Here is a 22,755-nt window from a genome sequence, read left to right on the forward strand (position 1 = left end):
TGCTACTAATTTCGCTATGGTGCTAATTCGCACCGACGACCCGCTCACCGAGGCGGGTTTTTCTTTTCAGCTCTTTTCGACCAAGCATCGCGCGTGCTGCTGACATCAATGTCGGCGGGAAGCGCCCGGTGCTGACTCGCCGGCCTTCGGCTCTGCACCGTTGCAACGTCTTGCCGCCACGCCACGGAATCCCAGGTCGGCGCTCCGTTTCGTGAAGCTGTGAAAGCTGCTTAATTTAGGTGCAGCGCAACATCTCTGCTTGGAGAATGGTCAGCATTCGTGTCAGGGTTCAGCGAACTCCTTTTGAAACGCCGACTTCAGGGGCACCATGGCAATTCTGGCAGCCGTCTATCACCTGACCCACTACAAATACGACCGGCCGGTCGTCTTGGGCCCGCAAGTCATAAGGTTGCAGCCTGCGCCGCATTCCCGCACCAAAGTGCTCAGCCATTCGCTGAAGGTCGGGCCGGCAAACCACTTCGTCAATTTGCAGCAGGACCCCTACGGCAATTTCCTTGCCCGTTTCGTCTTTCCCGAGCCGGTGACGGAGTTGAAGATCGAGGTCGATCTCGTTGCCGACATGACGGTCTACAATCCGTTCGATTTCTTCGTCGAACCGTCGGCCGAGACGTTTCCGTTCGAATACCCCGAAGAGATCCGGGACGATCTGACCATCTACCGAACGCCGGAACCGGCGGGGCCGCTGTTGGAGGCATTCCTGAAAACCCTCGCGCGCCACCCGACCAACACCGTCAATTTTGTCGTCGACCTCAATGCGCGGCTGCAGCGCGAGATCGCCTACATCGTGCGCATGGAAACCGGCGTCTTCTCGCCCGAGGAAACGCTGGCCGCCGGCAAGGGGTCGTGCCGGGATTCGAGCTGGCTCCTGGTGCAGATACTGAGGAACCTCGGCATCGCCGCGCGCTTCGTCTCGGGCTATCTGATCCAGCTGAAGCCCGACCTCGTTGCGCTTGACGGGCCGCCCGGCACGGCGACCGATTTCACCGATCTTCATGCCTGGTGCGAGGTGTATCTGCCGGGCGCCGGCTGGATCGGCTTCGACCCGACTTCCGGCCTGCTCACCGGCGAAAGCCATGTGCCGCTCGCGGCAACGCCGCATTTCCGCAATGCCGCGCCGATCTCCGGCATGGCGAGCTTCGCCAATGTCGAGTTCGGCTTCGACATGCGGGTAGACCGCATCGCCGAGCATCCGCGCATTACCAAGCCGTTCTCCGACGAGAGCTGGCAGGCGCTGGACGCGCTGGGGGTCCAGGTCGATGCTGCGCTCCAGGCCGGCGATGTGCGGCTGACCATGGGCGGCGAGCCGACCTTCGTCTCGATCGACGATTTCGAGGCTGCAGAGTGGAACACCGCCGCCGTCGGGCCGACCAAACGCGAAAAGGCCGACGCGCTGATCCGCCGGCTGCGCGAACGCTTCGCGCCGGGCGGCTTCCTGCATTACGGGCAAGGCAAATGGTACCCCGGCGAAAGCCTGCCGCGCTGGACCTTCTCGCTCTACTGGCGCACCGACGGCGAGCCGGTGTGGAGCGACCCGTCGCTGATCGCGCATGAAAAGAGCGAGGCGGATGTCGGACCGAAGCAGGCCGAAGGCCTGCTGACGGCGATCGCCGACGAACTCGGCATCGACAAGACGATGGTCAGCGAAGCCTATGAGGATCCGGCCGAGTGGCTGCTCAAGGAAGGCAAGCTGCCTGACAACGTCGATCCTTCCAATTCGAAGCTGGAGGATCCGGAGGAGCGCAGCCGCATGGCGCGGGTGTTCGAACGCGGGCTGACCAAGCCGTCGGGCTATGTGCTGCCCGTCCAGCGCTGGAACAGCCAGGCTTCCGGACCGCGCTGGCGCTCGGAGAAATGGAAGACGCGGCGCGGCAGGCTGTTCCTGGTGCCCGGCGATTCGCCGGTCGGCTACCGCCTGCCGCTCGGCACGCTGCCCTATGTGCCGCCGGCGCAGTTCCCCTACATAGTCCCGGTCGATCCATCGCTGCCGCGCGGACCACTGCCGGCGCGTGAGGCGATCTTGCCCGGTTCTGCTTCGTCGCCCGCTGCGGCCGAACTGGAGGGCGCCGACGAGATGGCGCGACGCCAGCAGGCGGTCTCCTTTACGGCCGTTACTGGCCAGCAGGACCGCGTTGAACAGGAGATTACCGAGATCGGCGGCGCCGTGCGCACGGCCCTTTCGGTCGAGCCGCGCGACGGACGGCTTTGTGTGTTCATGCCGCCGGTCGAGGCGCTGGAGGACTATCTCGAACTGGTGGCGGCGGCGGAGAAGGCGGCAAGGGCGATCGGCCTGCCGGTGCACATCGAGGGCTACGGCCCGCCGCACGATCCGCGCCTCAATGTCATCCGTGTCGCACCCGATCCCGGCGTCATCGAGGTCAATATCCACCCCGCCGCGAATTGGCAGGATTGCGTGGCGACGACCACGGCGATCTACGAAGAGGCGCGGCAGACGCGGCTTGGCGCCGACAAGTTCATGATCGACGGCCGCCACACCGGCACCGGCGGCGGCAACCACGTCGTCGTCGGCGGCGCCACGCCCAATGACAGTCCGTTCCTGCGCCGCCCCGACCTGTTGAAGAGCCTGGTGCTGCAATGGCAGCGACATCCGTCGCTGTCCTACCTTTTCTCCGGCCTGTTCATCGGCCCGACCAGCCAGGCGCCGCGCTTCGACGAGGCACGCCACGATTCGCTCTACGAACTCGAAATCGCGATGGCGCAGGTGCCACATCCGGACAAGGGCGCGGCACCCCTGCCGTGGCTGGTCGACCGGCTGTTCCGCAACCTTCTGACCGACGTGACGGGCAATACGCATCGCTCGGAAATCTGCATCGACAAATTGTTTTCGCCGGACGGGCCGACCGGCCGGCTCGGGCTGGTCGAATTCCGCGGCTTCGAGATGCCGCCCAACGCGCGCATGAGCCTGGCGCAGCAATTGCTGGTGCGCGCCATCATCGCCCGGGCCTGGAAGAACCCGCTCGACGGCCGCTTCGTGCGCTGGGGCACCTCGCTGCACGACCGTTTCATGCTGCCGCATTATGTCTGGGGGGATTTTCTCGACGTGCTGGACGACCTCAAGCTGAACGGCTTTGCGTTCCGTCCGGAATGGTTCGACGCCCAGCTCGAATTCCGCTTCCCGTTCTGCGGCGAGGTCCAGCATGCCGGCGTCAAGCTGGAGCTCAGGCAGGCGCTCGAGCCGTGGCACGTGATGGGCGAGCAAGGCGCGATCGGCGGCACCGTACGCTTTGTCGATTCCTCCGTCGAAAGGCTGCAGGTGAAGACCGATGGGCTCAACCCGGAGCGTCACGCCGTCGTCTGCAACGGCCGCGTAGTGCCGATGAAGGTGACCGACAACCGCGAGATCGCAGTGGCCGGCGTGCGCTTCAAGGCCTGGCAGCCGGCGTCGGGCCTGCATCCGGCGCTACCGGTCAACACCCCGCTGGTCTTCGACATCTATGACCGCTGGTCGGGCCGCGCGGTCGGCGGCTGCGTCTACCATGTGGCACATCCCGGCGGGCGCAGCTACGACACCTTCCCGGTCAACGGCAACGAAGCGGAGGCGCGGCGGCTCGCCCGCTTCGAACCACGTGGCCATACGCCGTCCAGCTATGTGCTGCGCAACGAAGAAGCCTCTGAAGATTTCCCGATGACCCTTGACCTTCGGCGGCCGCAAAGACTCTGATCAGCCATGGCGAAGGGGAATCACAAAAGGCTGCGCAGCAAGCCGCAAACCCACAGTCTGCTGGAGCACTATCAGCCGATCGAAGGCGTCGTCGACGAGATGGTCGATGCGTCGGGCAATCCGCGGCCGGCGTGGCGGCACTTCATCGAGGCGCTGGAGGACCTGGGTCCGGAAAAGCTTGCCCAGCGCTTCGCCCGCGCCGACCAGTACCTGCGCGATGCCGGCGTCTATTACCGCGTCTACGACAAGGCCGGCGCCAACGAGCGGGAATGGCCGCTGGCGCATGTGCCGCTGCTGATCGAGGAGCAGGAATGGGCTGGTATCAGCGCCGGCCTGGTCCAGCGCGCCGATCTGTTCGAGGAGACCATCGCCGACATTTACGGTCCGAACCGGCTGGTCGAGAAAGGCATTCTACCGGCCGGATTGATCGCGGCCAGCCCCGAATATTTGCGGCCGGTCGTCGGCACCAGGCCGGCCAGCGGCCATTTCCTGCATTTCTGCGCCTTCGAGCTCGGTCGTGGCCCGGACGGCCGCTGGTGGGTGCTTGGCGACCGCACACAGGCGCCGTCGGGCGCCGGCTTCGCGCTGGAGAACCGCGTCGCCACTACGAGGGCGCTGTCCGACATCTACGGCGAGATGCATGTGCACCGCCTGGCCGGCTTCTTCCGTCGCTTCCGCGACGCGCTGATCGGCATGGCCAAGCAAGCCGGCGGCCGTGTCGCCATCCTGACGCCGGGACCGCTGAACGAAACCTATTACGAACATGCCTATATCGCCCGCTATCTCGGCATCATGCTGCTCGAGGGCGAGGACCTGACCGTCTCGGGCGGCAGGCTGATGGTGCGCACGGTTTCGGGGCTGATGCCGGTGAGCGTCTTGTGGCGGCGGCTCGACGCCGCCTTCGCCGATCCGCTTGAATTGCGGCCGGACTCGCAGATCGGCACGCCGGGGCTGGTCGAAGCGGTCCGGCAAGGGGCGGTTTCGGCCGTCAATGCACTGGGTTCCGGCCTGATGGAGACGCGCGCGCTGCTCGCCTTCCTGCCGAAGATTTCGCGCGCCCTGCGCAATGAGGAACTGCTGCTGCCGACGGTCGCGACATGGTGGTGCGGGCAGGAGACGGAGCGTGAGCATGTGCTCGCCAATATCGATAGCATGGTGATCGGCCCGGCGCTGTCGACGCGGCTTGCCTTCGAGGACGACGGCTCGACCAAGCTCGGGTCAGCGCTGTCGGTCGAGGAACGGGCCGAACTCGTCGCCAGGATCGAACGGGACGGCGGCGACTTCGTCGGCCAGGAAGCGGTGACGCTGTCGACCACGCCTGTCTATGTCGGCGGCTGGCTGGAGCCGCGGCCGGCAAGCCTGCGCGTCTATCTGGCGCGGACGCCGGAAGGCTGGACGGTGATGCCGGGCGGCTTTGCCCGTGTCGGCTTCTCGCTCGACCCGACCGCCATCGCCATGCAGCGCGGCGGCCAGGCGGCGGATGTCTGGGTGGTCAGCGACAGGCCGGTCGAGCGCGAGACGCTGCTGCCGCAGGAGCACGACAGCTTCACCCGAACCTTGCCCGGCAGCCTGCCCAGCCGCGCGGCTGAGAACCTGACATGGCTCGGCCGCTATATCGAGCGGTCGGAAGACACGGTGCGCATCCTGCGCGCCTACCATGTGCGGCTGGCCGAGACATCCGATCCCGAGATGCCGCTGCTCGCCGATATCAGCGACTATCTCGCGCCGTTCGGCATCGACGTCGAGACGGCAATCCCATTGGGGCTCATCGGCACGCTGGACAGCGCCGTTTACAGCGCCGGGCAGATCCGTGACCGCTTCTCGCCCGATGGCTGGCTGGCATTGAAGGATCTGTCGAAGACCATCCATCAATTTGCCGCGACAGTGGCGCCGGGCGACGACGCGACAAGGGCAATGACGGTCATCCTGCGCAAGCTGGCCGGGTTTTCCGGCCTGCTGCACGAGAACATGTACCGCTTTGCCGGCTGGCGTTTCCTGGAAATCGGCCGCAGGCTCGAACGCGGCATCCAGATCGCCCGCACGCTCGCCCGGCTGACCGGAGCCCAGGCGCCGGAAGGCGCGCTCGACATGATGCTGGAGATCGGCGACAGCGTCATGACGCACCGTCGGCAATATCCGGTGCAGGCGGGGCGGCGCACGGTGGTCGACCTTCTGGCGCTCGATCCGCTCAACCCGCGCTCAATCCTTTTCCAGCTCGAACGGCTGAAAGCCGAAATCGCGCTGCTGCCCGCTGTCGGCGCTGAAGGCCATATGTCGCCGGCGGCCAAGGAAATCCTGCAGCTCAACACGTCGATCGCCATCAAGGAGCCCTCGGACATGACGGCCAAGGCCCTCGGCGATCTCGCCAATGAAATCGGCGGGCTCTACAACAGCCTCGCCAAAGCCTATTTCGGGTAGAGACAGCATGCTCTACGACATCAGGCTTCACCTGCGTTACGACTATGATGCGGCGGCCGGCGGCGGCCGCCATCAAGTGCGCGTGCTGCCGCCGACCATCCCTGGCGTGCAGCGCGTCATCGCCGCTTCACTGTCTTTTGTGCCGGCGCCCAGCGAACGTTCCGACTTTTCCGACTTTTTCGGCAACAGTGTCACCTCGATCGCCTTTCGTGACGCGCATGATGCGCTCGACATCAGGATGAGCGCGCGTGTTTCAGTGTCGCGGCCCGAACCCGGGCTCGACGTATCGCCGGACATACGCCGGCTGAGGGAAGAACTCGGCGCAGTGCACTCGCTGGCGCCGGCTTCGCCGCATCACTTTCTGGCCGCCAGCGATCATGCCGGCATCGACGCGGCAATCACTGCCTATGCGAAAGGCAGTGCCGGCAGTTCGACAGTCGGCACGGCCATGGCTCTGTGCAACCGCATTCACCGCGATTTCACCTATGACGGCGAGGCGACCACCGTGCAGACGCGGGCCAGCGACGCCTTCGGGCTGAAGCGCGGCGTCTGCCAGGATTTTTCCCACATCATGATCGCCGGCCTGCGCGGCCTCGGTATTCCCGCGGGCTATGTCAGCGGGTTCCTGCGCACCATCCCGCCGCGCGGGAAGCCGCGGCTCGAAGGCGCCGACGCCATGCACGCCTGGGTCAAGGTGTGGTGCGGGCGCGATGCCGGCTGGCAGGAATTCGATCCGACCAATGGCATGCGGGCAAGCAACGACCATATCACGGTCGGCTACGGCCGCGATTACTCCGATGTGGCGCCGATCGTCGGCGTGCTGAAAACCACTGGTGGACAGGTCGGCGAGCAGGCGGTCGACGTCATTCCGGTCGTGCTCGAAAAGGCGTGACGACGCACGTCTTCGTTGCACGGCGACGTCGATAGGCTGTTCTGGAACCAAGAGATCAAGAGGCGTTGGAACCCGCAGCCGGCAAGCGGCTTATCTACGGAAATTCCGTGGAGAGGACATGCTGGACAAATCCGGGTCGTCGTCTGGCCAATTGGCTGTGAGGAAAGCTGCACCAAAAAACGGGGTGCCGCAGAACGGAGCGCTGGAGAACGGCGCGCAAGCCTCGGCCGTTCGGGCCTCGCTCAACTATGTCACCGACACTGAACCCGGTATTCGCCGGCTGCGTTCGGGCAAGGGGTTCTCGTACAAAGGACCCGACGGGCGGATTGTCGACGGGGAGGCGCTGGCACGCATCAAGGCGCTCGCCATTCCACCGGCCTGGACGGATGTGTGGATCTCGCCGGATGCCGACGGTCACATCCAGGCGACCGGTCGGGACCAGCGCGGCCGCAAACAATACCGCTATCACCCGCACTGGGCGGAGGAGCGTGACGGCGTCAAATATTCGAGCCTGATCGCCTTCGCCGAAAGCCTGCCCGAACTGCGGCGGCAGATCGACGTCGATTTGCGCCGTCACGGCCTGCCGCTGGAACGCGTCGTTGCGGCTATCGTCTGGCTGCTCGACAACACGATGATCCGTGTCGGCAATGCCGCCTATGCCCGTGACAACAAGAGTTTTGGGCTGACCACGCTGCGCGACCGCCATGTCGACATCAAGGGCTCGAGCCTGCGTTTTGCTTTCATCGGCAAATCCGGCAAGGAATGGAGATTGAAGCTTGTCGATCGCCGGATTGCCAAGGTCGTGCGTGGAGCGCAGGACCTGCCGGGGCAGAAGTTGTTCCAGTATCTCGACGAGGACGGTAACAGGCGTCCGGTGCGCTCAGACGACGTCAACCGCTATATCAGGGAAAAAGCCGGAGCGGAGTTCAGCTCCAAGCACTTCAGAACCTGGGGCGGCACCATCCATGCGGCGTCGCTGTTTGCGCAAACCGAACGTCCGGAAAGCCAGGCGCAGCAAAAGCGGGTGATGAACAATGTCATCGACAAGGTTGCCGAGCGGCTCGGCAATACGCGCGCGGTTTGTCGCCAATGCTACATCCATCCGGAAGTGTTCCGCGCCTGGTCCGAAGGACGGCTGCTGGACGAAATGGCGGATGCCAACAAAGGCAAGCGCTCGATCGCCGCGCTCGACGACGAGGAGGCCTTGGTCTTGAGATGGCTGAAGGCGAGGGAATGACGCCAGACCGGGGGCGTATTTTTTTTGTCGACGCCATGTCGGCATCGGTCCTAGTGTTTCGTCCTTTGATAGAGAAAAGGACGACCCATGCTCTACGCGATCCTCTGCTATGCCTCGGAAGACGTCGTCTGCTCCTGGAGCAAGGAGCAGGACGACGCAGTCATGGAAAAGCTTATCGGTGTGCAGGAAAAATATGCCCAGGCAGGCCGGCTTGGCCCGGTGGCGCGGCTCTTGCCGACGACCGCGGCGACGACGCTGAGGAAGGTCAAGGGCGAATCGATCGTCATCGACGGCCCGTTTGCCGAAACCAAGGAACAGTTCCTCGGCTTCTACACGCTCGAATGCGCCGACCTCGATGAGGCCGTCGACTTCGCGCGCGAGCTTTCCGAAGTCAACCCGAGCGGCGGCTCCTATGAAATCCGGCCGGTCTCGCTCTTCAATCCCGCCAAGGTTTCCGCATGACCGAACTCGCCTGGATCAGCACGGCAATCAGCACCGCTCGCCCGCAGGTGATGGGGGCATTGCTGCGCTACTTCCGCGACCTCGACGCGGCGGAGGAAGCATTCCAGGACGCCTGCCTGAGGGCACTGAACAACTGGCCGAAAAACGGTCCTCCGCGCGATCCGGCAGCTTGGCTGATTTTCGTCGGCCGCAACAGCGGCATCGATGCGGTGCGCAAGCGGGCCAAGCAGGCGCCGCTGCCGGAGGAGGACCAGATCTCCGATCTGGAGGATGCCGAGAGCGACGTCGCCGAGCGGCTGGACGGGGCGCATTACCGCGACGATATTTTGCGGCTGCTGTTTATCTGCTGCCATCCCGACCTGCCGGCCACACAGCAGATCGCGGTGGCGTTACGCATCGTCTCCGGCCTGACGGTCAAGCAGATCGCCCGCGCCTTCCTCGTCGGTGAAAGCGCCATGGAGCAGCGTATCACGCGCGCCAAGGCGCGTATCGCCGACGCCGGGGTGCCGTTCGAGACGCCGGGAGCGGTCGAGCGCTCCGAACGGCTCGCCGCCGTCGCCGCCATGGTCTACTTGATCTTCAACGAAGGCTATTCCAGCAACAGCGGCGAGGCTTCGGCGCGTGCGCCGCTTTGCGAAGAGGCGATCCGGCTGGCCCGGCTGCTGCTCAGGCTATTCCAGACCGAGCCGGAGATCATGGGGCTGACGGCGCTGTTGCTGCTGCAGCATGCACGCTCGCCGGCTCGCTTCGACGAGAACGGCGAGATCGTGCTGCTCGAAGACCAGGACCGCAGCCTGTGGAGCCGCAAGATGATCGATGAAGGCCTGGCGCTGGTCGACAAGGCGTTGCGCCATCGCAAGCCCGGTCCCTACCAGGTGCAAGCGGCGATCGCCGCACTGCATGCGCGGGCGGAAAAGCCCGAGGACACGGACTGGAACGAGATCGACCTGCTCTACGGGCTGCTCGAGCAGATGCAGCCGTCGCCGGTGGTGACGCTCAACCGCGCCGTCGCGGTCTCCAAGGTGCGTGGACCGGAAGCCGCACTCGCCATGATCGAGCCGCTGGAGGGAAGGCTTTCCGGCTATTTCCATTTCTTCGGCCTCAAGGGCGGACTGCTGATGCAGCTTGGCCGCGGCGAGGAGGCGCGTGTCGCTTTCGACCGCGCCATCGCGCTCGCCAATACGGCCGCCGAGGCAGCGCATATCCGCATGCATATCGACCGGCTGATGAAAGAAAGCGCCGTGCGGGAAACCGCCAAGACGGCACACTGATTCGCTCTATCTGGCTGGTTCAACAGTCGGACGCCGGCTTGGACCATGCCGGGGTGGCGATTTTTCCCTGAAACGCGTAATGCCACGCCATGACAGCGCCTGGTGTGCCGACCGGCAGGGAGCGGGTATGGCGCAAGGCTTGGACCGACGCCATATGAGCGACGGGATCTGAAAGGGATGAAAATGACGATTGCGAAGGAAACGGCCGGGCTTCTGGCGAAACTGGGCGTTGCCGAGCGCGCGCTTACGGGCGGCGATCTTATCGTGCGCAGCCCGGTGACCGGCGAGCAGATCGCCGCGCTGAAGACCATCTCGCCGGCCGATGCGGCAACGACCATCGACAATGCCCACAAGGCTTTCCTGGCGTGGCGGCAGGTACCAGCTCCCAAGCGTGGCGAGCTGGTACGGCTGCTCGGCGAGGAATTGCGCACACACAAGGCCGAGCTTGGCCGGTTGGTATCGATCGAAGTCGGCAAGATCCCATCCGAAGGTCTTGGCGAAGTGCAGGAGATGATCGACATCTGCGATTTCGCCGTCGGTCTTTCCCGGCAATTGTACGGCCTGACCATCGCCACCGAGCGTCCCGGCCATCGCATGATGGAGACCTGGCATCCGCTCGGTGTCGTCGGCGTCATTTCCGCCTTCAATTTCCCGGTCGCGGTGTGGTCGTGGAACGCAGCACTTGCGCTGGTCTGCGGCGACGCGGTGGTGTGGAAGCCGTCGGAGAAGACGCCGCTGACGGCGCTCGCCTGCGAAGCGATTTTTGCACGCGCGGTAAAGCGTTTCGGTGCTGACGCGCCGCAGGGACTGGCGCCCGTGCTGATCGGCGATCGCGCCGTCGGCGAGATCCTGGTCGATCATCCCAGGGTGCCGCTGGTCTCGGCCACCGGCTCGACGCGCATGGGCAGGGATGTCGGCCCACGGCTGGCGAAGCGCTTTGCCCGTGCGGTGCTGGAGCTCGGCGGCAACAATGCCGGCATCGTCTGCCCGACGGCCGATCTGGACATGGCGCTCCGCGCTATCGCCTTCGGCGCCATGGGCACGGCCGGCCAGCGCTGCACGACGCTCAGGCGCCTGTTCGTGCATGAGAGCGTCTATGACCAGCTCGTTCCGCGCCTGAAGAAGGCTTATGAGAGCGTCTCGGTCGGCAATCCGCTGGAGACAAGCGCTCTGGTTGGCCCTCTGATCGACAAGGCTGCCTACGAGAATATGCAGAAGGCGCTGGAGGAGGCGGCTTCGCATGGCGGTAAGATAACCGGCGGAATGCGGGTCGAGAACGGTCACCCCGACGCCTACTATGTGCGTCCGGCGCTGGTCGAAATGCCGCGGCAGGTTTCGCCGGTGACGGAGGAAACCTTCGCGCCCATCCTCTATGTGATGAAATATTCGGACTTCGACACCGTGCTAGAAGAACACAATGCGGTGGGAGCGGGGCTGTCATCCTCGATCTTTACCCGCGACCTGCAGGAATCCGAGCGCTTTCTTAGCGTCGACGGATCGGACTGCGGCATCGCCAACGTCAATATAGGCACGTCAGGGGCCGAGATCGGCGGTGCCTTCGGTGGCGAGAAGGAGACCGGCGGCGGCCGCGAGTCGGGGTCCGATGCCTGGAAGGCCTATATGCGGCGCGCCACCAATACGGTGAATTATTCCAAGGCGCTGCCGCTTGCGCAGGGCGTGTCGTTCGACATCGATTGAAATGCCAGACCTCCGTCGCGGCGGCGCCAAGGCTGCCACGAGGGCGGTCGGCTCGCGGTTCAGCTGGTTTCGGAAGTTACAACACAGTTGTCGAAGGCTGCATCGATGATGGCGAGCTTGACCGCCTGGGCGGTCATGTATTCCTGATAGAACTCGCTCGACACCCACATGACCGAGTGACCGCGCTGGCCCAACCAGCCGATGCTGCCGAGTTCCTCGGCATCGCGCAATTTGCGTGACAGGTGAGTGCGGGAAAGCTTGAGCCAGTTCGCGAAATCCCCGATTGAGACGACACCGGTCGGGATTCGGTCCAGGTCGGCATAATCGGGATCGACGCCGGACATCAGCCAATCCATGACGATGCCGCCATTGTCGAGCCAGGTGAACAAGGAAAAAGTCTGTTTTGGCTGCCGCACGGCATGCGACGAAAGCAGGCCGTCGGCCACCAGCGGCTGCAGTTTGGCGAGCACATCCGGTTGTACGACGAATGCAGCCAGTCGAGATCCACCGTCCAGGCTGTCCAGCGTTTTGAGATGAGCCATGACCCAGCCGGCAACCGTCTCCAGAGTGCCCGCGGTCGGCTGAAACGGGCGGATGCGCCCATATTTAATCGGCAGATGCCGGATGAAACCGTAATGCAGCATCTCCTTCAGGAAGGCATCGGCGGTGTTGCGGCTGGCCACCGAATGCCGGCAGATGTCGTCCATGAACCGTGCGGACGTAAGTCCCTTGCGATGATCGTCCGGCTCTCGATTGAAATACAAGCCAAGGCCGATATGGGCCATCAGCCAACGCTGTTGCGTGGCGAATACGGAAGCCAGCCGCGGGTTCGCTTCATAGGTCTGGAGAAGCGTCCGCGACTGAGCCTGGACATGGCGACGCAGTGCCGGATGGCTGGCAATGTCTTCAGAAACCAGCGCCATCCCCGCCGAGCCCAACCAAATTTGCAACTGGAAAATGCCGATCACAATTTCAGCCTTCGCGGGTCGTGTCCAGAGCCGGCGCATTAGGATACGAGCTGAATCCCGCCGGCTAGTGGGCTGAATTCCGCGACTTGATCGCCGAGGCCACTGATTTCGCTGCAGAGGGCTAGCCCGCTCGAACCCACCAACGATGACTTCGCCTGTCCAGCCCGTGCTCCCGCCGATGGCGACGCGGAACCAACACAAGCTTTGCTCGTTGAAGAACGCTGATTGGACTGAGACAGTGAGGGACTACAAAATGGAGAATGGCCTTTTCGCCACGCCGCCTGCAGCTTTCCGGCAAACAGAGTCGGTCTGGCCACGGGCGCTCAAGTGGCTGTTGCGCCGAGTGCGCAGCGCCTCCGACAGTTCGGGAACCATGTTGAAGCCAATCCTTTCCGAACCCGAGGACGATAGCGGGCCCACTCCGCCTCGACGTGCTTGAGGCTGACCGCGCTGCGATCTTGACGTCAAAAATGACCGCTCACATATCATTTTAGGGCCGCGCCGCAGCCGACAACCATGACCGCTTCGAAGGCCTGCCACGGCGGCATGTCCGCCTGATGCAGCAGGCGAGAGCGGCAGTGCCGCGTAACGGCGGGAACCATCGGGCATGCTTGGCTATTAGATACAGGCGGCTGCTGGTCTGCCGGGCCAGGAGCCATTGCCATGATCATTAATCCCCCACCGGAAAGCGCCATCCCGGCATCCGTTCCGTCGGTCGACCCAAAAGCCGCCCCGACGCTTCGCAATGCCGAAGCGGAGGTCTTTTATATCGAAGCGATCCGCGAACTTGTCGCGACCGGCATCCCCTTTCTCGTCGCCGGCACCTATGCCGTAAGCGCCTATACCGGGATCATCCGTCAGACCAAGGATCTCGACATTTTCTGCAAGGCCGGCGACTGCCCGCGCATCCTCGCCCATTTTAAGCAGATCGGCTACGCCGTCGTGGTCGAGGACGACCGGTGGCTCGGCAAAGTGTTCAAGGGCACCCATTTTTTCGACGTCATTTTCGCCTCGATGAACGGCACAATGCCTGTCGACGACCAGTGGCTGGAGCACGCCCGTCAGGGCGAATTGCTGGGCAGCCAGGTGCGGATCATCGGGCCCACCGAGCTTATCTGGTCCAAAAGTTTCATCCAGGACCGCGGTCGCCACGATGGTGCCGACGTCGCGCACACCATCCTCAAGGCCCACGACCAGATCGACTGGCAAAGGCTGCTTTCCTACATGGAAGTTCATTGGGAAGTTCTGCTGATGCATCTCTTGAACTTCCGATGGATCTATCCGACGGAGCGGGGCCGCGTGCCCGCCTGGCTGCTCGACGAGCTGCTTGACCGGCTGGCCAAGCAGCGCGAATTGCCACCTTCCCGGATGAAAATCTGCCGTGGGCGCATGCTTTCACGAACTGACTATGAGATCGACGTCAACGACTGGGGTTTTGCCGACGTCGGCGGTGAAGGAGAACATAGCAATGGCTGACGAGCTCGAAACCGCTTCGCCGAAGGCGGAAAACGGCAGCGCACTCAAAGTCGCCGCCATTGGCGATCTGCATGTCGGCAAGGAGGACCAGGCCTCGTACCGCGATCTTTTCGGCGAGATGTCGCGTGCAGCCCAGGTTCTCGTGCTGACCGGCGACCTTACCAACCTCGGCAAGCCTCGGGAGGCCGAAATCCTTGCCGAGGAACTGCGTGCCTGCACGATCCCGGTCGTCGCCGTACTTGGCAACCACGACTATGAGTCAGGCGCCGTCGAGCAGGTCACCGACATTCTGCGCCAGGCGGGCGTTCACCTGCTCGACGGCGAGGCGACGGAGATTCACGAGGTCGGGTTCGTCGGGGTCAAGGGTTTCGTTGGCGGTTTTGGATCGCGCATGCTCGGCTCCTTCGGCGAACCGGCGATCAAGTCAATGGTGGCGGAAAGCGTGAACGAAGCGATGCGGCTTGAAAACGCAATGCGGCAGGTCCGCGCCAAACGCACGCTTGTCGTTCTGCACTACGCGCCTGTCGTCGAGACGGTCGAAGGCGAGCCGCTGGAGATCTTCCCGTTTCTCGGTTCGTCACGCCTGGCCGAGACAATAGACCGGTTCCAGGTCAGCGCGGTGGTGCATGGCCATGCGCATCGCGGCGCCTACGAGGGCCGCACACCGGGCGGGGCGTCGGTCTATAACGTTGCCATGCATGTCGCCAAGCCGACCGGCCGCCCCTACGCTGTGCTCGAAATCTGATAGGCTAGATGTTGAACGCCCGCTTCGGCGGAATATCGTTTTCATCCGGATTGGGAATGGGGTCCTCGTCGGGGAGCCTGTCGGGGTCCGGCTCACGCACGGGCTTGGGATCGGGGATGGGAGGCGGCGGCACCGGGGTCGGCATTGGCTCGGGTGTGGGAATAGTGGCCATCGTGATCATCTCCTCTTGGCGCAGAACAACGCAATGGGTCAGCTGGTTCCCGCCTTCTGGTCAGCCCATCTCCGGATTCGCCTGTCTGCTGCCCGACTTGCTTGATCGCAGCAGCAGAGCAAGCGGAACGAGCAGGGCGGTTGCCACCGCGCAGTAGCGGAAGACATCGACATAGGCGAGCAGCGTGGCCTGGCGGGCGATCAACTGGCCAAGCCAGCCGATCGCCTGCTGCTTCGCCTCGACCATCGGCGAACCCTGGGCGACGAAATGCTCGGTCGCCTGCCGAAGCGCCTGCTGATAGGCGGGCGACGACTGCACGGTGTGGCCGACCAGATTCGATTGATGGATCTGGGAGCTTTGCGCAATGACGGTGTTGGACAGCGAGACGCCGATGCTGCCGCCGATATTGCGCGCAACGTTGATCAGCGCCGATGCCTGGTTGGTCTTCTGCGGGGGCAGGCCGACATAGGCCGCGGTCGAGATGGGAATGAACAGGAACGGCAGTCCGACCATCAGGAAAACACGGGCAAAGGCAAAGAAGCGGAAGCTGGCGTCCGGGGTGAGCGAGGTCATATGCCAAAGGGCCACTGCGACCACCGACATGCCCATCATGATCAGGTATTTGGGCTGCACGATGGTGCCTACAAATCCGGATACCGGCATCAAGATCAGCATGGCGATGCCGCCCGGCATCATCGAAAGGCCCGAGAGCGTCGCGGTGTAGGCAAATGTCGTCTGCTGCAGCTGCGGCACGATCTGGGTGGTGCTGAACAGGATAGCACCGACCGCCATCATGACCAGGAAGGCCGTGCCGAATTGGCGCGTGAACAATAGACGCATGTCGACGACCGGATCGCTGCGACTGAGTTCCCATGGGATAAGCAGCAGGAACGCGATCGCGGAAATCACTGCGAAAGTGGTGATGAAATCCGAGGCGAACCAATCGTAGCGCTGGCCCCGGTCGAGAAAAATCTCCAGGCACCCCAAGGCAATCGCCACCAGGACGAACCCGACCCCGTCGATCTTCAGGCCGCCCTTCAGTCGTTCCTTGCGTTCGCGTTCGAGTACGTCCGGCTCGACCAACAGCCATTGCACCAGGGCCAGCGACAGGATGCCGAACGGCACGTTGATAAAGAAGATCCAGTGCCAGGAGAAATGGTCCGTCAGCCAGCCGCCGATCGTCGGCCCGACCGTCGGTGCGACGATGACGGCAATGCCGTAAAGCGCGAAGGCCTGCGAGCGCTTTTCAGGCGGAAAGGTGTCGGCAAGGATCGATTGCTCGCTTGGCGCCATGCCGCCGCCGCCGAGGCCCTGAAGGACCCTGAACAGGATGAGCAGTTCCAGGTTGGGCGCCAGTCCGCACAGCAGCGACGCGACGGTGAAGGTCGCAACGCAGAGCATGTAGTAGCGCTTTCGGCCGATGACGCTTGCCAGCCAGCCGCTGACCGGAATGATCACCGAGTTGGCAACGAGATAGGTGGTAATCACCCAGGTGCTTTCATCCATTCCGGCCGCCAGGCTGCCGGCGATGTTGCGCAGGGCGACATTGGCGATCGAGGTGTCCAGCACCAGCATGAAAGTGGCGATGGAGACGACGACGGCGATGAGCCACGGATTGTGTGTCCCGGCGGCGGATCGGCTTTCGCCCTGATTTCTGGCGGTTTCGCCGTTCATCGCACCTTGACCGTCGGCACCACCGACAGGCCTGGCCCGAGAAGCACATCCGGCGGCTTGTCGAAGACGATCTTGACCGGCACGCGCTGCACCACCTTGACGTAATTGCCGGTGGCATTTTCGGCCGGCAGGAGGCTGAAGGCGGTGCCGCTGCCGGCCTGGATGCTGTCGACGCGGCCATGAAAGGACTTGTCCGGGTAGGCGTCGATGTCGATGTCGACCGGCTGTCCCTGCCGCATCAGATCGAGCTGCGTCTCCTTGAAATTGGCCTTCACCCAGACCTCGTCGGGAACGAACATCATCAATACCTGGCCGGGTTGGGCGTAGGTGCCCTTAGCGGCGGAAATGCTCGTTGCGCGCCCGGCTGCGGGTGCTGTGATAGTCGTGCGCGACAGCGTCATGCGGGCTTGCTCCTGGCTGGCCTTTGCCTGCTCGAGCTGCGCCTCGGCGCTCCTGGCCTGTGCCTGCAAGACCGAAACCTGGCTTTTTGCGGAGGCGACATTGGCCTCGGCGCTGTCCAGCGCGGCCTGGTCCTGACGCAACGTCGATGCCGCCTGCTGCGCCTGCTGCTGCGTTGCTGTGCCCCTGGCCAGGAGTTCGCGATTGCGTTGATCCTCGGCCTTGGCGAAATCCAGCGCTGCCTTGGCCTGTGCAACCTGCCTCTGGGCAGCGTTCACCTTTGCCTTTTGAGCCTCGATCTGGGCGGCGACATTGACGATTTCGGCCTCGGCCGCGGCGACACCGGCATCGGCCTGCTTCAGGTTTGCCTGATAGTCGCTGTCGTCGATACGCAGGAGGACATCGCCCGCCTGTACATGCTGATTGTCGGTAACCGCCAGCTCGGTAATGCGGCCGGCTATTTGCGCACCGATCGTCACTGTGCGCGCATCTATGAAGGCGTCGTCGGTCGATTCGTACTGGCGAGCGTTCAGCCACCAGATCGCGATGCCTGCCGCGACGAGCAACAGCGCAAGCGCGATGGCTGCGGCCGCATAGGGATGGCGCCTGGGAAAGCCGAGCAGACCGGCCTTTCGTTGCGAGGCATTCCCGTCGAGCTTCTCCTGCCGGGGCTCTGCCGATCGCTCACGAGATTCTCGAACCGGGGCCGGTTGCTCCCGGGTTTCATTTACAGGCTCGACGTCTTGCTCGACGCGTTGAGGCTTCGTGTCCAACGGAATTGCTTTCAAGACTGATATTGCAGCCGCCGAAGCGGACGCAAAGCCAAACGGCAAGCTTCCGCAAAAGTTCCTGTCCGGAAACGGGTTCGGTTAACGGGTCGACATCGAACACAGGCGGGGGCGCGTCGGAATTCGAGCGCCGCTTCACCGGGCAGGTGATCCGTACGCCTCATGTTACGGCGGTCCGGCCTTGTCAGCGCTCCATGGCGCGATAATTGCTCATGTAGGCGTGGGCGAATTCACCTGTCGACAGGAGCCGACCATGAAACATCAAACACTCGACCAACTGCAGGCCGTCGCGGAAGTTGAGTCCTTCGCGGCGTACCCGGCGATGACTCGAACCCAGCGGATTGAACGTTGGGCGGAACTTCTCGAACAAAACCCGACCCGATGCCTTGGGGCGCTTCCAGGCACCGAATATATGAACAGGGAAGCGCGTGACAGATCGCGTGGCGCTGGGACGCCGCTCACTGTCGCCTTCGAGGATCCGGTTCTGCGTGCCATGGGCCTCAGCGATGATACCTATGGTGAGGCAAAGCGCTTCTTCGAACTGAGCGACCGGCAGTTGCATCAAATCGTCTGCCATTGCCATGTCGGCGCTACGATGCAAGCGAGATGGGCCGCTGCCAGGGTGCGCGGGATAGTTCGCGGCAACAGATTTGTTGCCTGGATGAAGGGCTTGATCGTGCATTGAGGCGGTACGAGGAACGGCGGAACACGCGTTCTTTCCGCGCCGTGGAGAGCGCTTCCGAACTTGGAAGGGCTCGTGCCCCGTCGGGCCGCGCAGATTGTGAAACTCCTCGACGCTTGGCTGCGCCTTGTCGCGGCCATGCGTCAGTCTTTGATGTGAGAATTTGAGCTGGCCCGCCGCAGGTGAGAGCCTTCGTCTGACCGGCGGTCGTGCGCCGTCCAGGCCTGCCTGCGCGGCTACTAACGACGAATGATCCTGCGATCGGGGAAGATCCTGCGACCTGGCTAAACTAGCGATCGATTTCTCCGAACACGATGTCGAGCGAGCCGATGATCGCGGCAACATCGGCGATCATATGGCCTCGGGACAGGAAATCCATCGCTTGCAGGTGGGCGAAGGAAGGTGCGCGGATCTTGCATCGGTAGGGAACGTTGCCCCCGTCCGACACGAGGTAGACGCCGAATTCACCCTTCGGCGCCTCGACGGCGGCATAGACTTCACCGCTCGGCACGCGAATGCCTTCGGTATAAAGTTTGAAGTGGTGGATCGTCGCTTCCATCGAGCGCTTCATCGTGGCACGCGGCGGCGGCGTGATCTTGCGGTTCGGGATCGCGACCGGCCCCTGACCTTCTGGTGAGCGCAACTTTTCCAGACATTGCCGCATGATCCGGACCGACTGGCGCATTTCCTCCATGCGGACGAGATAGCGGTCGTAGCAGTCGCCATGCTTGCCGACTGGGATATCGAAATCCATCTCCGAATAGCATTCGTATGGCTGCGCCTTGCGCAGGTCCCAGGACGCGCCCGATCCGCGCACCATCACGCCGGAAAAGCCCCAGGCCCAGGCATCGTCGAGGCCGATCACGCCGACATCGACATTGCGCTGCTTGAAAATGCGGTTCTCGGTCAACAGCTCTTCGAGATTGTCGCAGACCTTGAGGAACGGATCGCAGAACTTCCAGATGTCGTCGAGGAGTTCCGGCGGCAGATCCTGATGCACGCCGCCGACCCTGAAATAATTCGCGTGCATGCGGGCGCCGGACGCGCGCTCATAAAAGACCATCAGCTTCTCGCGCTCGGCGAAACCCCAGAGCGGCGGCGTCAGCGCGCCGATGTCCATGGCTTGCGTGGTGACGTTGAGGAGGTGCGATAACAGCCGGCCTATTTCGCAGAAAAGCACGCGGATGAGCTGTCCGCGTTTCGGGACCGATATTTCGAGGAGCTTCTCGGCGGCGAGACAGAATGCATGCTCCTGGTTCATCGGCGCGACGTAGTCGAGCCGGTCGAAATAGGGCAAGGCCTGCAGGTAGTTCTTGTACTCGATGAGCTTTTCGGTGCCGCGATGCAGCAGGCCGATGTGGGGATCGGCGCGTTCCACGATCTCGCCGTCGAGTTCGAGCACCAGCCGCAGGACGCCGTGAGCGGAGGGATGTTGTGGCCCGAAATTGATGGTGAAGTTGCGAACTGCAGCCTCGGCCATGACAGTCCTCCGCGATCGGGCGGCCTTCGTTTCCGTGCCGGAGCCGGCTTGTCCGCTTTCAGCCGCTCACGTCGTCGTCTGGATGATCAGCGTCAGCGTGCCGTCGCCGTCGATATTGGCCGCCACGACCTGCGTGGAATTAAGCCCGTTCGCCGCCAGCGCCGATGCCGCCTGCGGCGATGCGTCGATCGAACTTTGCAGGATGCGCAAATCCTCGGCGCTGGTCTGGGTGACGACGGCCTCCGCCTGTGCCTTGATGTCAGGAGGCAGATCCTCCATCGCCACGATTGTCACTGCGGTGAAATTCTGGGCGGAGAAGGCTTGGTCAGGTGTAGTCTGGTCGGGAGTGGTCCCTTCGGGCGTGGCTTGCTCCGGCAGGGTTTGCGGGGCCGTCGGCGGGACAGGGGCAAGCTCTGGTCCCACGGATTGCGCATAGACCGGCGAGGCAAGGGCCAGTGCCGAAAGTGTGGCAATTGTCGTCGATAGGCGCATGGCCGTTCCTTCCGTTTGCTCAGCGGACGATCAATTCGGTGACGACAAAACCATCGTGTCGAAATATGGTTCCGTGACCGAGGTGATGTCTTGCCGAAAGCCGTGATTGTCGCGGAAAGCAGGGCGCGAAATCCGGCGTTGCCTGTCTCAGGCAGCGGTGTGGCTGCGATCGGGCTGCGGCCAGCGCTGCAACGCCTCACGGCCCTGAGCGGTCAGTTCGTAGATCCCGCGATCGGTGCGCGCGAACCAGCGATACACATTGTGCAGCAGGATCTTAGGCGCGTTCGGCAGGTTGGGCTTCAAGTCACGCGGCCGCTTTGGGCCGTCGGCGAGCGCTGCGGCGCATGCCAGCGCCTGCTGGCGATAAGCGGTCATGATCGGCGCACGCGAGCCGCCGCCGGCGACAGGATCGCCCTGCCGACGCCGATGTTCGTCAATTAGCTTCGAGCGGCGCCGGGGATCGCGACGCGGAGCCAATGCCGTCGGGCTGAGCAGCACCTGAACCTCGCCGTTCGGTCGCACGCCAAGCAGGCCAAAGCCGAGCCGACGGCAGAGATTGCGGTATCTCACATCGCTCTCACGGCCCTTGCCACGGGCCGACATGCATGCCGCTAGCCAGACCTCGTCGCTCGCCGCCATACGGTCGACGCCCTGGAGGATGAGTTCGAGATTGAACTTCAGCTTCAGCTCGCAGATGACGACGATCGGTGGAGAGTCGGCACTCAGCGCCAGCAGATCGCAGCCGCCGATCTCGCCCTTGACCATAAATCCCAGGCCTTCGAGGAAGGCCTTGACCGGGCTGTAGAGTGACGTTTCGAGCATGGGCCTTTGTTCGCTGCGAATCATCCCGCCGATCGGCGGTTCAGCGCGATGATTGCTCCTTGCCGTTGAACAGGAGGTAAACGACGACCGAGCAAGTGGTCAGAGCCGTGCCATGGCCGCTTGCCAATTTGGTATGCTGGTATAATGTGTACCTAAGGTAGCATGCTCCGCGTAGCTGCGCTGTGCTGGACATCCGGGCGCCCGAGACATCGTCCATGGCATCGTCATTTGAGCGGCGGCTCCCCTGCGTTCTCTAATCCGCCAACCGGCGGCAATGTGCACACAAGTCAATGGGATGACGATCGGCAGGGCCGTCGTTTGAATTCAGGAGTAACGGACACATGACAACGATTGCGCTGTTTGGTGCGGGCGGCAAAATGGGTTACCGTCTGTCGACCAATTTTCGCGGATCTCCCTATACGATACGCCATGTCGAGGTCAGCGACGCCGGCCGCGAGCGGCTTAAGTCGGGTCTCGGCATCGATGCCGTCAGCGCCGATGAGGCGCTTGATGGCGCCGATGTGGTGATCCTGGCGGTGCCGGACACGCACATCGGCAAGGTCGCGGCGAGTATCGAGAGCAAGCTTGCATCAGGCACGATGGTCGTCGTGCTCGACGCCGCGGCACCTTTCGCCGGGCATTTGCCGAAGCGGCCGGACCTGACCTATTTCGTCACCCACCCGTGCCATCCGCCGATCTTCAACGACGAGACCGACATGGCGGCGAAGAAGGACTATTTCGGCGGCGTCAAGGCCAAGCAACACATGGTCAGCGCCTTGATGCAGGGACCCGAGGAAGATTTCGCCAAGGGTGAGGCGATCGCCAAGATCATCTGGGCCCCGGTCATGCGCTCGCATCGCGTCACCGTCGATCAGATGGCGCTGCTCGAGCCCGGCCTTTCGGAAACGGTATGCGCTTCGCTGCTCGTCGTCATGAAGGAGGCCGTTGACGAGGTGGTGGCGCGCGGGGTCGACAAGCAGGCGGCGCTCGACTTCCTGCTTGGCCATATGAACGTGCTTGGCGCCGTCATCTTCGGCGAGACCAAAGGCGTGTTCTCCGACGCCTGCAACAAGGCGATAGAGTTCGGCAAGCCGGTGCTGATGCGAGACGACTGGAAGCGGGTGTTCGAGCCGGAGGAGATTGCCGCGAGCATTCAGCGCATCACTTGAGGGCAGCGACGCGTCTTCCGGAACATGTCACCTGAAATTGTCATTGACTCATCATACCAGTTGGCTTAGCTGTTCGATGGATCGGACCGTCAAGCTTCGCAGCAGGATCAGGCGCTGGATGAGTGGAGGATAGGGGGAGCGATCCGTCGAAGTGAAGCCGGCAAGGCTTGTGAATCTGACGCGACCCGCCGCCTACGGCCGGCTAACGAA

Annotated in this window: 18 protein-coding genes; 11 read left to right on the forward strand and 7 right to left on the reverse strand. The window is 63.3% G+C overall.

The genetic code is table 11. The features are described from left to right. Nucleotides 1-328: 328 nt before the first annotated feature. From NKI52_RS07150 to amaB, 7 genes are all read left to right on the forward strand, one after another. Nucleotides 329-3,700 (forward strand): transglutaminase family protein, encoded by a 3,372-nt coding sequence (locus NKI52_RS07150; RefSeq protein ID WP_352568092.1) that lies wholly within the window; start codon nucleotides 329-331, stop codon nucleotides 3,698-3,700. 6 nt (nucleotides 3,701-3,706) lie between these two features. Next, complete coding sequence (locus NKI52_RS07155; RefSeq protein WP_352454108.1) at nucleotides 3,707-6,118, forward strand: circularly permuted type 2 ATP-grasp protein; 2,412 nt, start codon at nucleotides 3,707-3,709, stop codon at nucleotides 6,116-6,118. 7 nt (nucleotides 6,119-6,125) lie between these two features. Continuing rightward, nucleotides 6,126-7,010, forward strand: a complete 885-nt coding sequence (locus NKI52_RS07160; RefSeq protein WP_352448166.1) for a transglutaminase family protein — start codon at nucleotides 6,126-6,128, stop codon at nucleotides 7,008-7,010. A gap of 118 nt (nucleotides 7,011-7,128) precedes the next feature. Beyond that, nucleotides 7,129-8,247 (forward strand): DNA topoisomerase IB, encoded by a 1,119-nt coding sequence (locus tag NKI52_RS07165; RefSeq protein WP_352568091.1) that lies wholly within the window; start codon nucleotides 7,129-7,131, stop codon nucleotides 8,245-8,247. 87 nt (nucleotides 8,248-8,334) lie between these two features. Further along, on the forward strand, nucleotides 8,335-8,709 hold the full coding sequence (locus tag NKI52_RS07170; RefSeq protein WP_292663532.1) for a YciI family protein: 375 nt from the start codon (nucleotides 8,335-8,337) through the stop codon (nucleotides 8,707-8,709). Then, nucleotides 8,706-9,980: an RNA polymerase sigma factor gene (locus tag NKI52_RS07175; RefSeq protein WP_352568090.1), complete on the forward strand. Its 1,275-nt coding sequence runs from the start codon at nucleotides 8,706-8,708 to the stop codon at nucleotides 9,978-9,980. The genes NKI52_RS07170 and NKI52_RS07175 overlap by 4 nt, the downstream gene beginning before the upstream one ends. A gap of 183 nt (nucleotides 9,981-10,163) precedes the next feature. After that, nucleotides 10,164-11,678, forward strand: a complete 1,515-nt coding sequence (gene amaB / locus NKI52_RS07180; RefSeq protein WP_352568310.1) for an L-piperidine-6-carboxylate dehydrogenase — start codon at nucleotides 10,164-10,166, stop codon at nucleotides 11,676-11,678. A 59-nt stretch (nucleotides 11,679-11,737) separates the two neighbouring features. Here amaB and NKI52_RS07185 read toward each other — a convergent pair whose 3' ends face one another. Next, nucleotides 11,738-12,601, reverse strand: coding sequence for a hypothetical protein (locus tag NKI52_RS07185; protein WP_352697672.1), 864 nt, complete (start codon nucleotides 12,599-12,601; stop codon nucleotides 11,738-11,740). 708 nt (nucleotides 12,602-13,309) lie between these two features. Here NKI52_RS07185 and NKI52_RS07190 point away from each other — a divergent pair. Then, the gene (locus NKI52_RS07190) at nucleotides 13,310-14,122 is read left to right on the forward strand and encodes a nucleotidyltransferase family protein (protein WP_352586627.1); all 813 of its coding nucleotides are present in this window, start codon (nucleotides 13,310-13,312) and stop codon (nucleotides 14,120-14,122) included. After that, nucleotides 14,115-14,867, forward strand: a complete 753-nt coding sequence (locus NKI52_RS07195) for a metallophosphoesterase family protein (RefSeq protein ID WP_023675466.1) — start codon at nucleotides 14,115-14,117, stop codon at nucleotides 14,865-14,867. Before NKI52_RS07190 ends, NKI52_RS07195 begins: the two co-directional genes overlap by 8 nt. Before the next feature lie 4 nt (nucleotides 14,868-14,871). Here the strand turns inward: NKI52_RS07195 and NKI52_RS07200 are convergent, their stop codons facing one another. Genes NKI52_RS07200 through NKI52_RS07210 form a run of 3 tightly spaced genes read right to left on the reverse strand, consistent with a single transcriptional unit; the run spans nucleotide 14,872 to nucleotide 17,885 of the window. Then, nucleotides 14,872-15,039, reverse strand: coding sequence for a hypothetical protein (locus NKI52_RS07200; protein WP_352448160.1), 168 nt, complete (start codon nucleotides 15,037-15,039; stop codon nucleotides 14,872-14,874). Nucleotides 15,040-15,099: 60 nt separating this feature from the next. Beyond that, on the reverse strand, nucleotides 15,100-16,713 hold the full coding sequence (locus tag NKI52_RS07205; protein WP_352697458.1) for a DHA2 family efflux MFS transporter permease subunit: 1,614 nt from the start codon (nucleotides 16,711-16,713) through the stop codon (nucleotides 15,100-15,102). Beyond that, the gene (locus tag NKI52_RS07210) at nucleotides 16,710-17,885 is read right to left on the reverse strand and encodes an HlyD family secretion protein (RefSeq protein WP_352697460.1); all 1,176 of its coding nucleotides are present in this window, start codon (nucleotides 17,883-17,885) and stop codon (nucleotides 16,710-16,712) included. Before NKI52_RS07210 ends, NKI52_RS07205 begins: the two co-directional genes overlap by 4 nt. 268 nt (nucleotides 17,886-18,153) lie before the next feature. Here NKI52_RS07210 and NKI52_RS07215 point away from each other — a divergent pair, with 268 nt between their 5' ends. Beyond that, a complete protein-coding gene (locus NKI52_RS07215) occupies nucleotides 18,154-18,585 on the forward strand; it encodes a hypothetical protein (RefSeq protein WP_023675469.1) in 432 nt (143 codons plus the stop codon). A gap of 286 nt (nucleotides 18,586-18,871) precedes the next feature. On the opposite strand, the gene NKI52_RS07220 is transcribed toward NKI52_RS07215, so the two are convergent. From NKI52_RS07220 to NKI52_RS07230, 3 genes are all read right to left on the reverse strand, one after another. After that, nucleotides 18,872-20,062: an NADH-quinone oxidoreductase subunit D gene (locus NKI52_RS07220; RefSeq protein ID WP_352615389.1), complete on the reverse strand. Its 1,191-nt coding sequence runs from the start codon at nucleotides 20,060-20,062 to the stop codon at nucleotides 18,872-18,874. Between the two features lie 66 nt (nucleotides 20,063-20,128). Then, the gene (locus NKI52_RS07225) at nucleotides 20,129-20,554 is read right to left on the reverse strand and encodes a hypothetical protein (protein WP_023675471.1); all 426 of its coding nucleotides are present in this window, start codon (nucleotides 20,552-20,554) and stop codon (nucleotides 20,129-20,131) included. A 147-nt stretch (nucleotides 20,555-20,701) separates the two neighbouring features. Next, a complete protein-coding gene (locus NKI52_RS07230) occupies nucleotides 20,702-21,376 on the reverse strand; it encodes a DUF2161 domain-containing phosphodiesterase (protein ID WP_352577760.1) in 675 nt (224 codons plus the stop codon). Nucleotides 21,377-21,717: 341 nt separating this feature from the next. On the opposite strand from NKI52_RS07230, the gene NKI52_RS07235 reads away from it, so the two are divergent. Next, nucleotides 21,718-22,545: a phosphogluconate dehydrogenase C-terminal domain-containing protein gene (locus tag NKI52_RS07235; RefSeq protein ID WP_352568083.1), complete on the forward strand. Its 828-nt coding sequence runs from the start codon at nucleotides 21,718-21,720 to the stop codon at nucleotides 22,543-22,545. The last annotated feature ends 210 nt before the right edge of the window (nucleotides 22,546-22,755 follow it).

The sequence above is a fragment of the Mesorhizobium sp. M0590 genome (assembly GCF_040320905.1).
Lineage (GTDB): Bacteria > Pseudomonadota > Alphaproteobacteria > Rhizobiales > Rhizobiaceae > Mesorhizobium.